Source organism: Candidatus Cloacimonadota bacterium, from assembly GCA_034722995.1.
GTDB lineage: Bacteria > Cloacimonadota > Cloacimonadia > JGIOTU-2 > JGIOTU-2 > JAGMCF01.
The window spans coordinates 1-11650 of the sequence record JAYEOL010000005.1 but is presented as its reverse complement, the minus strand read 5'-3'; the positions used below and the strand labels follow the sequence as shown (position 1 = coordinate 11650).

General features: G+C 32.3%; 10 protein-coding genes. 3 read left to right on the top strand and 7 right to left on the bottom strand.

Annotation, left to right across the window (positions count from 1 at the left end; all coding sequences use genetic code 11):
• The 7 genes from U9R23_00605 to U9R23_00575 all read right to left on the bottom strand — a co-directional run.
• The coding region (locus U9R23_00605; GenBank protein ID MEA3474939.1) for a tetratricopeptide repeat protein at positions 1-1720 on the bottom strand (1720 nt) is incomplete at its 3' end.
• 355 nt (positions 1721-2075) lie between these two features.
• Positions 2076-2903 carry a hypothetical protein gene (locus tag U9R23_00600; GenBank protein ID MEA3474938.1) on the bottom strand — a complete coding sequence of 276 codons (828 nt, stop codon included), beginning with the start codon at positions 2901-2903 and terminating at the stop codon, positions 2076-2078.
• 65 nt (positions 2904-2968) lie between these two features.
• On the bottom strand, positions 2969-3874 hold the full coding sequence (locus tag U9R23_00595) for a lysophospholipid acyltransferase family protein (protein ID MEA3474937.1): 906 nt from the start codon (positions 3872-3874) through the stop codon (positions 2969-2971).
• Positions 3874-4353, bottom strand: coding sequence for a cytidine/deoxycytidylate deaminase family protein (locus U9R23_00590; GenBank protein MEA3474936.1), 480 nt, complete (start codon positions 4351-4353; stop codon positions 3874-3876). The genes U9R23_00595 and U9R23_00590 overlap by 1 nt, the downstream gene beginning before the upstream one ends.
• A 172-nt stretch (positions 4354-4525) precedes the next feature.
• Positions 4526-5542 carry a lipopolysaccharide heptosyltransferase II gene (gene waaF / locus U9R23_00585; GenBank protein ID MEA3474935.1) on the bottom strand — a complete coding sequence of 339 codons (1017 nt, stop codon included), beginning with the start codon at positions 5540-5542 and terminating at the stop codon, positions 4526-4528.
• Positions 5543-5862: 320 nt separating this feature from the next.
• Entirely contained in the window at positions 5863-6720 is an 858-nt protein-coding gene (locus U9R23_00580) for a hypothetical protein (protein MEA3474934.1), read from the bottom strand.
• A gap of 229 nt (positions 6721-6949) precedes the next feature.
• A complete protein-coding gene (locus tag U9R23_00575) occupies positions 6950-7495 on the bottom strand; it encodes a hypothetical protein (protein MEA3474933.1) in 546 nt (181 codons plus the stop codon).
• A 250-nt stretch (positions 7496-7745) separates the two neighbouring features.
• Between U9R23_00575 and U9R23_00570 the strand changes: the two genes are divergently transcribed.
• The 3 genes from U9R23_00570 to U9R23_00560 all read left to right on the top strand — a co-directional run.
• Positions 7746-9440 (top strand): hypothetical protein, encoded by a 1695-nt coding sequence (locus U9R23_00570; GenBank protein MEA3474932.1) that lies wholly within the window; start codon positions 7746-7748, stop codon positions 9438-9440.
• Between the two features lie 298 nt (positions 9441-9738).
• On the top strand, positions 9739-11031 hold the full coding sequence (locus U9R23_00565) for a DUF6175 family protein (protein MEA3474931.1): 1293 nt from the start codon (positions 9739-9741) through the stop codon (positions 11029-11031).
• A gap of 143 nt (positions 11032-11174) precedes the next feature.
• A partial coding sequence (locus U9R23_00560; GenBank protein ID MEA3474930.1) for an LPP20 family lipoprotein occupies positions 11175-11650 on the top strand: 476 nt, incomplete at its 3' end.

Genomic DNA, 11650 nt, shown 5'->3' with positions numbered 1-11650 from the left:
CTTTTGCTGATTCAATCTGTCCAAGTTTAAAGTAAATATTTCCAAGATGATAGCGGACAACTGTATCTTGCACATCCTTTTCTAATACCAATTTCATAGACTTCAACGCTTTTTCATAATTTCCGAGTTTATAATAAGCCCATGCCACACTATCCCAAATATATGCATTAGTGGAGTCAAGTGAAACAGCTTTTTGTAAAAGTGTAAGAGCATAATTCAAACGAATATCATTATCAACAAGAGTATATCCCAGCCAGTTCAGTAGTTCTGAGTTTTCCGGGAAGTATTGAAGTGCTTTTTCAAGCACAGTTATCTCATTCTCTGCATTATTTACTGTATTATATATTGCGGCTAAAGAGAAATACGGAGCAATGTTAGTACTGTCTTCGTTTATAGCCTGGTTAATATATAAGATTGCTTTTTCATACTGTTTTTCGTTCTTATAAAAATCCCCTATCCAGAGGGAAGTTGGGCTTGCTTTATCTTTGCGTTTATTCAATAGTTCTGTGGCAGTATTAACATCATCTTTTGCCTTCAAATAAGTATATGATAGTAGATTTAGAATGTAATCATCGTAAAATTCTGTTGGTAATTTTGTGATATTAATTTTTTCTAAGATTTTATTTGCGAGCTTTAAGGAATCCTTTTTAGCATAAAAATATGCTGTTATGGTTTGTAAAACGGAGAACAGTGTATCATTGCCTTCTTTTGAGTAAGAAACCATCAGCCTATTTAATAAATCATCATTATCTATAAGATGTGAAATTGTTGATATAATTTTGAGATTTCTGAGTAGAATATTTTCATTTTGAATTTTTGAGAAACAATCAAAAGCTTTATGAAAATCCTGGAGTTTAAATTCAGCTATTCCAATTATCTCGTTAGTTTCATCTTTAAATTTTTGCTCTAACCTTTCATTTTTTTGAAGTATCATATTTCCATAATGAACAGTTGTTTGATAATCTTGAATTTTAAAAGATGAAACGAAAAAAATTCGTATAATTGTAGAGCCCAGATTTTCTAAGGGCAGAGACTTGGATAATTCTATAATTTGTTTATAATTCTGTGTATAATAATATGATAGAATTAGCTGTCTAATAAATGATGAATGTGTAGCAAGAATTATTTTCTCATTATTTAGCAAACGCGCCAAGTATTCTATAGCTTTTTTATAATCTTTTTGATTGAAGTAATGATCCCCTAACCACGCATTAGCATTAATAAAATTGGGCTGAATTTCTAATATCCTTTTTAGAAGTGAAATAAATTCTTCTTTTTCATTTAATTTGGCAAACTGAATAGCAATTTTGTAAATTAAATTGACATCGTCGCCCGCATATTTCTCTGCTTTGTTCAGGTATTTTTTTGCCTTTTTAGTATCATTAAGTTTTAGATAACTACTTGAAAGTGCTAAATAGAGAACCGGGTTGTCTGGATTCTTTTTTACTGCCTTTTTGCATAATTTGATGATTTCTTTGTTTTTGCCTAAATAATAAAGAGCGTTTAATCTTTCTTTCAGAATTTCTTTAGAATTTGGGTCTAATTTTTGAGCCTCTTGCAATAAAGAATCTGCTTTAACATAATCTCCATTGTTTATCGCAATTTCAGCAAGAGAGAAATAATAATATGAACTTTGAGCAGATACATTGTAGTACAGTAATACAAAAAATATTAAAAAGCCGCTGAACAAAAGCGGCTTAATATGCTTTACAATATTCATAAGATATTACAAGTTTGTTGAAAAATGAAATTTAACATCTTATCTCATTAAAAAATTCCTAAATCCTAATCCCCGATTAAATCGGGGATAAAATATCATCCCGACAAATCGGGACAAATGTCCAATCAACCGCCAGCTAGTGTAGATACTTCGGACTTCTCCGCCAAAGGCGCCCGCCTGCCAAAGCAAATCGGCGGACAGGGGTCTACCTTGGCAGATAAATTAAATTTTTTGATATTTGTCATTTGGCTTTGTAAATTTTATTAGATATTAGAAATTTATAACTAGTCATTTATTATTAGTCAGTGATTTAACCCTAAAAATTATTTGACCATTTTTGTCTTGGATATAACGCTTACAAGTTAGTAGAGTATTGTATAGTTATTGCTCTATCAGGATTCTTATACTGGTTATTCAATAAATCTCGGAAATGAATTTTTATGATAATGTGTTCAGAACATTTCAGTTGTAAAGCAGCATTAAGATATCCATTTCCTTCTCCGAAGCTATAAGTTTCATCGTTACCACTTTTCCCATTGTCATTAAAAGCAAAGTCATATCCAGTCAGAAGCGAAATCTGTGGATTTATACTTTTATCAATTCCCACAAAGAAGTTTAGATCTTCATCATTGTCATCTCTTTCAGTACTGTAATTTACTCCAAAATGTATACCAAGATTTCCTAAAAAGTTAAAATTTCTACTTGCAACAACATAGAAACCTTTTGATTTTATCTCATAGCGATTGACTTCAGTAGAATCATTATCAGTAGAATCAATTACAGTTTTTATAAAAGAGCCATATCCACGAGAATCAAAACCAATTGCAATAGCTGGCATTTTGGGAGATTCATCAAATATACGATATTTAACAAATACGCCAGGGTATGAATGCCAGTCTGGGATTGAATCGCCTAAAATGTATTCGCCACCATATTGAATTCCAAACATTAGTTTTGGTATAATACCCACACCTGCACCAAAAGAGACCCCCTCGTTTTTACTTATTGAGATAGGGAAACCAACCTCACCTTTTTGGAGAATTCCAGCGGTAGGAATGTCTGTTAATTGAGTTATCTCCTGTGCATTCAAAATAACACAAGCAAATAAGATGATTAATGAACATATAATATACTTTTTCCCGGATATATCGTCCCGATACATCGGGACACTTCGTCTTAGCATGTTTTCCTCCATAATTTCTTTGAACTAATGATTGATTTCCAAAAAATATCTTATCTTAAAAACTGTCAACTCTTTGGAGAAATTTTTTGCATATTGCTTTTCTTAGTTTTCCACCTTTTGTGCAACCAGCACCATTGTGAAGGATATTGTCTTATCCATTTTTCAAGTAGAAATGTCAGTTCTTGAGTATAATTTTTTATATCTATGTCAAGAGATTCTTTCTGTTTTAGAAAGATTGGTTTTTCAAAAAACAAATAAGACCTCCCGTTTGTCTGCTTAAGGCAGGCAGAAAAAATTATCGGGCAACTAAATTTCAAGGCTATCTTTGCAGTTCCTGGATATGTTGAAGCAGGCTTGCCAAAAAAATCAACAAAGATACCATTTTTGCCAGCATTCTGGTCCCCAAGAATCAGGACGATATTATTATTATTTATTGCTTTGACAATTCCACGAAAAGCATATTTTTGAGGAATAATATGAACTTTATTGCTTGTTCGTATATTGTTAATAAAGTTATTAAAATATAGATTTCGTTGTTTTTTGGCAACTGCATATAATTTATTTGTATATTGTGCAATGATTTGCCCGGCAAGCTCCCAGTTGCCGAAATGTCCTGTCAGCAAAATAAGTCCCTTGCCATAAGATAAAGCCAAGTTAATATTTTCAAATCCATATAAAGAAACATATTTATTTTTTTCTTCAATAGATTTTGATGAAAACCAGCAAAATTCGACAGCATATTTGCTGAAATTAATGAAAGTTTCTTTTGCGATTCTTTTTATATCTTTATCAGATTTTTCAGGGAATGCCTCGTGGAGCTGTTTAATAACAACTTGTACACGGATTTTCAGAATCCAAAGATTGAGCGAACCGATAATTCTGGCAAAGGTCAAACCAATTGAAAGTGGAATAATTTCAAAGATATGATAAAAGAGTCTGAATAGAAATATTTCTAATAATTCTCTGATCATTAAATGATTCTTTTTAATTCTTTGGTATTAATATCATACAAAATCATTTGTACACCAGCATCCATAAACATATTTTCTGCAAGTTTATCCGGATATGATGCGCCAATATAAACTGTTTTAATTTCAGCATTAATAATCATTTTTGCACAAATAGAGCAAGGTTGATGGGTACAATACATTACAGAATTTTTTACAGAACTGCCATTTACAGCCGCCTGGATGATTGCATTCTGTTCCGCATGAACTCCCCTACAGAGCTCATGCCTTTCTCCAGCAGGAACATTTAATTTTTCTCTCAGACAACCGACCTCTTCACAGTGTGGAACACCTTTTGGCGCCCCATTATATCCAGTAGCAATTATTTGATTATTCTTTACAACTATTGCGCCTACTTTTCTTCGTAAACAGGTGGACCGGGAAGAAACTAATTCGGCAATTTTCATAAAATACTCATTCCATAAAGGTCTGGCATTCTTCATCTTACTCCTTGTGAATATTTAGCCACAAATCCACAATTAAATTGGGGACACAAAAATCTTTTTATATTAAATATAAGGAAATTAATGACCTCTTTTTTGCGCCTTCTATCCCAAAGGCGGAGTTGGCTACCAGTAGTAAATATACCTCTGGCAGAATGTATGGTTTTGTGGCTCATTTTATATCATTTCTTTTAATAATGCCTACTATCTTTTCAAAAAGCTCTTCGGGTTTTATATCCATCATACATTTGAAATGAGTTTTCGGACATTTTTCTCTTCCATGTAAACTACAAGGACGGCAGGGCAGGTCCTTTTGAATAATAACTGCATTTGTATTGATTGGTGCAAAACCAAGTTTGGGGTGTGTCGGACCAAATATTGCAATTTGTGGTATATTTAAAGCTGCTGCAATATGCATTGGCCCACAATCACCACTGATAAACAAGTCAGAGTTTTTGATAATTACCGCCATATCCATAATATCGGTTTTGCCTGCAAGGTCTAATATTTTTTTCTTACAACCATTTGAAATTTGTGCTGTCAATTTTTTCTCACTTTTACTTCCTAATAAAATAATTTGAGTATTTAATTTATCTGTAATCATATCAACAAGCCGTGAATAATAATCTGTCGGATATTGTTTCGTAAAATGTGTTGCACCGGAAGAGATGGAAATGCGGAAGGCAGAATGCGGAATTCGGAATGTGGAATAAATCTCGTCTTGATTTTCAGGCAAAAAGATATCCAGTTTCTCTTCATCTAATTTAATTCCTAATTTATCTAATGCTGTGGAATATAAAGAGACAGTGGATTTAATAGGGGCTAAATTTCTTGATAATGATTTGTGAGTTAAGCGCCACCTATAGAGATGCCTTTTATTATATGTTACATGTTTAGAATTTCCAGTGAATAATTTGATTAAGAAAGAGTTTAGTTTTGATTGTAAATCAATGATTAAATCGTATTGATTGTTTGCGATAAATTTTATTATATCTATAAATCTATCATTTTTGTTATCATATTTTATTATTTGATTGATATAAGGATTATTTTCAAGAATTGGAGCGAATTGTTTTTTTGTAAGAAAGTGGATTTCTGCAGATGGATAATTTTTGCGTATAGACCTTACAATAGGAGTGGTGAGTAAAACATCTCCAAGAGAGCTGAAACGGATAACAAGGATTTTCATAAGGATAATACTTTGAAAAGGGGATTGATATTGTCAAACTTTGTTGAGAATAATCGTGCAAACATTTAGATAAAATTTATTTTGTTAATGCAAATACACCGGGTCGCAAGTAAGGACACTTGCGTTACAGTAACTCATCCGTCCTCCGCGGTCCCGATTTGGTCGGGACTACGGAGGGTGAAATTGTCTTCAATTGAGTATGCAAATTCCGACTTCGTTTTAAACTGCATAGAGAGATGGACAAACCAGATTTGTCAGAGCATCACAAAATTGCGAAGGAACCTGTACCAAATGACATAGTTTCTGATAATACAAATGTTCTATCTTTCACATCTCATCATAATAAAAGCAGTATAATAATAATCTCCCTTTTCATACCTTTTTATTATATCATTTTTAAGAATTTGTGAATTTTTAATTAATTTCAAAGATTCTAAAAATATTGCGTTTTTAATTGCAGAGCTACTATCTTTCTGTTTATCTTTCATACTTGTTTCTACTTGTATTTCTGATATTTGTGATAATCTATACATAGCATTATCTCGCGCATCTAACCAAGCATCTACTGGACTTAATGCTTTTCCATTTCCATAAGAAATATAGAAAGTATTGTAAACTTCATTGACATCTTTATACCAATCGGGAATTTTATTATCAAATTTAATTTTGGTTGAATCTATATCAATTGAAACTTTGGGACAGCAATATAGACCATAAAAATAATTATCAAATCTAAAATTATCAAGCAAATGAATATTATTCAAAATGAAATTCATTGTATCAGGATTAGCAGAGACACAAACCGCAAAGCCAATATTTTTTTCTTGATAATCAACATCATCCTCATACCTTGATTTTCCTTGTTTTATTACTACATAAGATTTTATCAATCTTGAAATAGTTACAGTTGCCATCTCCTTAGCAGATTGCTTATAAAGAGAATCATCTCGTGTATATTGGGCAATGCCCACTGCAAAGTATGTATCTTGTTCTAAAGGCATTTGAGAAAACCATTTAGGAAAGTATAACTTTTTCTGATTTAATTTGTGTGTTAAAGATTTGTCATTTTCCCGAATGTTTTTAATAACATTAGATTGTATTTCTTGATATTTATGGCCCTGAGAGCATTGAACTATAACAATAAACAGAAGGAATAAAATTGTATTTATCTTTTTCATATAATCCTCAAATTCCCAAACAAAGGATGTTGTGAATGAATATAAACTAATTGAAGTCTAAATTATAAAAGTGAGAATATGTTTTTTATTTTTAGAGATAATAAGAAAAATGCAGGTAAAGTCTCATATAGACTTTACCTGCATTTTTTACTTTAAAGATTTCCTCCTCTTAAGAAGATAAACAAATATAGGTATTGCAAATATAACTGTTAACTACTATTCCAACTTCTTATTTGTTATATTTTTCCATTTCTTTGTCAAGCTCATTAAAGGATTGGGTTGCCTTAAATTCATTATATAAGGCTTCCTCATTCTTAATAGTATTAACAAGAGTTTTCTTTACTTCATCTTTAGGAATACTCAATCTGACAAATGATCTATATCTATCATCATCTTCAATGGTTTCTCTTTTTGATACTATAACTCCGGAGAATTTTGTTTTTGAGACCAATTTCACAGTTCGCTCTGTCAATTGAAGGATTTGAGGATTTTCAGAACCGGATTCTTTTAAGAAATCCTTGGTCATTGCTTTCACATAATTCTCTACATATTGAGCAGCCTCATTGAACGCCATTGCTTTTGCTGATTCAAATGCAATAACATTATTCACTTTCTTAGCTTCTCCATAAGCATATACATAATCACCTGTTTCTGATGTTTTACCATACCAATCTGGATAATATAGCTTTTTCCCAGAAGGTTTTGGCGCAGATGCACAACCAAAAAGCAATGCTACTATTCCAACAATTAACATTACTTTGCTTAAGTTTTTCATCACTTACTCCTTTTTATTTTTTTGATGAACTAATTATAACTCAAATTAGAAGAAAATTGATATTAATTGTCAAGATAAAGGGTATTAATTTATGTTTTTCTTGACAAAATATATAAAAAATCCAGATAAAAATTTTTATGTATTTGATATAAGTGTATTATTTTCAATTTATTAATTACTTAATAATATGCTTTGATAATAGTTTATTTTAGATATTAGGCATAAGACCACATTGAAAAAGGAAGAAATAATGAAGAAAACGATTTTATTTTTTTGTTTTTTTGTTTTGTTTTCAATTAATCTAAGTAGCCTTTTTGCACAGCAGGGTAAGTATCAAAGAAAATCTATTAGCTCAGTGGAAACTGTCTGGATTAAACCAGGTGCTTTGCAAGGAGTGAAATTCGATTATGGTTTTTTTGATAAGATGATTGATTACTATGTTGAAGTTGATAGATTTGATTATAATATTTTGCCAGAAAAGTTACTAACAAGTTTTCGTAAACAAGCCAATGCTTTAACTGAAATTACTCCTGATAAAATAGGTACAATTCTAGAAAATACAGTAGTGAAAGAGATTGTTGATATTCTTAATTCACCTGATGTGAAGAAAAATAGAGGATTAGCTCTTAAAGATGAAGCAGCGTGGCAAACTTTTGCTGCGACAAAAGCTAAATCCTTAGGATTGACCGTTAAAGAATTAGAAGCATTAATGAACTCAGCTTATATTTACCTGCCCTATATCACTTCTATGAAAAAAAAGGTTAAGGAAAAGACTATCAATGTAAATATTGCTGGAGGACTCTTGTGGTATCAGGTCAAAGTTGACAAAGATGGCAATACTTCAGTAAAAAAGATTCTTGCTGTAACAACCAAGGGATTCGGTTCCGCCACAAGTGGTTCAAAGAGCTTTAAAAAATATCGTTTTGGCAAGGAGGTATTTGAAACAACTGAAGAACAATATGCTCAGCATGATGCAGTTCTCGCATGGGCAAAAAATCTTGGAGTAAAAACAAAAAAAATTAATGCTTTTAAACTGCAAGCTCAAGTTGTTGAGGTTATTGGCAGAAAATATTCATTCCCACTTGGTTTTCTTGAAGGAGTCCATCTTGATGATGGTTTCAATCTTATGGAATTTGAAGAGGATAAAGAAGGAAATGAAATTGCAAAACGGGTTGGTTTCGTCCGTGTAATTAAAACTGGTAAAAATATTAAAGACCCAACAAATTATACAATAGCTGTTCAACTTCTTGGACGAAAACAGGACATAGGTGGTATAGTTATGGAGCATCCAAGATTAGGTATAGATATGCAAATTAAAGCAGGTTTTATTACAGGAATCAAAATTCCACAAGAAGATACAGGAGATACATTAAATATTCTTAAAGAGGATCTTACAAAAGCAGCTGAAGCGAATCTTACTTTTGCTTACAACCTTGCACCTATTATTGGGGTTAGCCAGACATTCTTAGATCTTGGTATTGGTTTTGGAGTAGGTTTGGCTGCATTTAATGATGATACAAAAGGAACCGCATATGTTTTTGATGTATATTTAGGATTTACTAAAAAATTATGGTTTAGTAGAGCAAATCTTGGAATCAGTGCTGCTGGGGGGATTGATATGTTTGATTTATCAGGAAAATTGTCAGATAATGATTATAAATTTTCTGTTAATGCTTATGGAGTTAAATTTGGAGCTGATTATGAATTTCTAATAAACCCAGATTTAAGTTTTAATTTTGGGGCAAACTATAAACTCGGTTTTACACCAAGAGAGGTGACCTATGAATGGGATGGATGTGAAATATCATCTACAGGTTCAGAAGTGAAAGAAAATTATCCAGACTTAAATCTTGGCGGGTTAAAATTTAGTGCAGGAATAAATTATTCTCTTGGTGCATTACCATTTAATTTATTCGGATTTTTAGATCCATTAAAGAAACATTAAAAAATTTACAAAGAACAGAGGAATTACTCTTCTGGTCTTTTTCTAAATAATTAATAATGGATTCTGCAAAATATGGAAAATTCACCTAACTTGTCATTCCCACACTCAATCAAGTTGAGTGTAAACTCCAGTGGGAATCCATTCCTTACAACCTGTCTTTTACTGCGTCTTCCCTCTATATGGATTCTCCCCAATTAAATTGGGCACGGTCGGGAATGACATCTGTGAGCGTTTGGAATGACATGAGAATGCAATTTTGCAGATCTCATATAAATAATTAATATAATAAGGAGCTGATATGAAAATTTACTTAAAACTAATCTGTGGGATAATTATATGCTTTCTGTCAACACAATTATTTGCACAATATCCCGAATTAAAACAAGCAACATTTATTGAGACAGTCTCACCTACAGAGGTATTAATTCAGGCAACAGGAATTTACAACTCCCCTTTAAAAGGTGGACTTTTCAGAAAGGAGCCAGAAGCTGATGTTCGTGAAAATGGTGTAAGATTAGCTACTATAGATGCAAAAAAAGCTGCTGTTTATCTAATTCTACTGGGTGGAACTGACCCTTTAATAAGCACCCCTGAAGAAAGAGCAAAATTTGAGAAAAATGCTTCTTTCTTTTTTGATATGTCCAATGTTAGCAGATATATCTCGTGGGAAGAAACTCAGATTCTAAAGAAGGTAAAATTTGATGATGGAACTGGAATTAAAGTCACAAAGCGATTTAAGGTCAATAAGGAAATAATAACAAACGACCTGGTTTCACAAGAAATACTGGTAGCCAAAGCAGACCTTGTTGATATTATTGGAAATCCTTTTATTATGGTTATTCCTGAAACGAAAAAAGGAGAAAATCCGATTGAGCTATTGCAAACTAATGTTAAAGTCAAGCATGCTGCAGCAGTAGTTGAAAGCTATCTGACTGCTCGTAAATATGATGTCATTGTTCCGGAGCAGCAAGTGAATTTAGATGAATTAACTGAAGTTCAGCAAATGCTCGGAGACCATGAAGAAGATTATGCTTATCAACTTGCTCTTTCTATTGGAAGCGATGTTTATATCACATTCAGTGGAGCTGTTGAAAGTACAGGATATGGAACTGAGAAATATTCTATGAATGTCCGAGCATATGAAACTACAACCGCTCGGTTGCTTGGAGCTGAAACAGGTTATAGTCAGGCAAGACAGGGGGAGATTATGGTCTCTATTGAAGAAGCAATGAGTGATGCTATCAATAATGTGCTATCACGAATTATGAATTATTGGAAAGATGACTTGAAAAGAGGAATGCAGTATAAACTTATTGTCAGCATTTCCACTGATTTTGATGAAGATGAGGTGGAAGATATTCAATTTGCATTTATGGATGCTGTAGATGAAGTTGCGAATAAGTCAAAAGAAAATATTGTTACTAACCAGACTATTGATTATTTGCTCTGGTGTGATCCAGAAAAATATGACAGAAGTTCCAAAGTTTATCGTTATCTCAAAACATCTTTTAATGATCGGGGAGTAGAGGGTATTCTCAAGAAGATTAATGTCAATCGTAAATTAATATTGCTAAAAGTTATTTATGAATAGCTAATATTTTACAAATTTATGAGGATATAATTATGAAAAAAAGAAACAGGGTAAACCTGTTTCTACCCACACGTAGAGGGGTAGATTTGGGTTCATCCCAAATCAAAATAATCCCCGCGGACGCGGGGAGAAAGGATTTTCAAATGAAAAAAATAATGCTTATATTGATTCTTACTACATTTGCAGTATCAGTCTTTGCCAAAGCACCAAAATGGTATACAACAGGTGAACTCTCTAATTATCCTGCTGAATTATATTTTATTGGTGTTGGTGAAGGTGCGAGTTACGAAGAGGCACAAACAAAAGCTTCAGCACAAATAGCTTCACAAATTAGTGTATCCATTGAATCGCAAGTTGAAACATTCACAAAAGAATTAGAAGTAGATGACCGTGTTTCGTATACTGACCTGTTTCAATCTTCAATTAATTTAACAGTTAATGAAGTGGTGCAGGGAATAGGAGTTGTAAATCACGAACAATCAGGTGATAAATTTTATGTATTTGCTGTTTTAGATAAAAGCCAATATGCTGCAGGCATAGAAGCAGAACTGGATAAAATGTGGGGTGGAATATTAAAATTGGTAAATGATGGCAGATATTTAATTAATGAGGGAAAAAT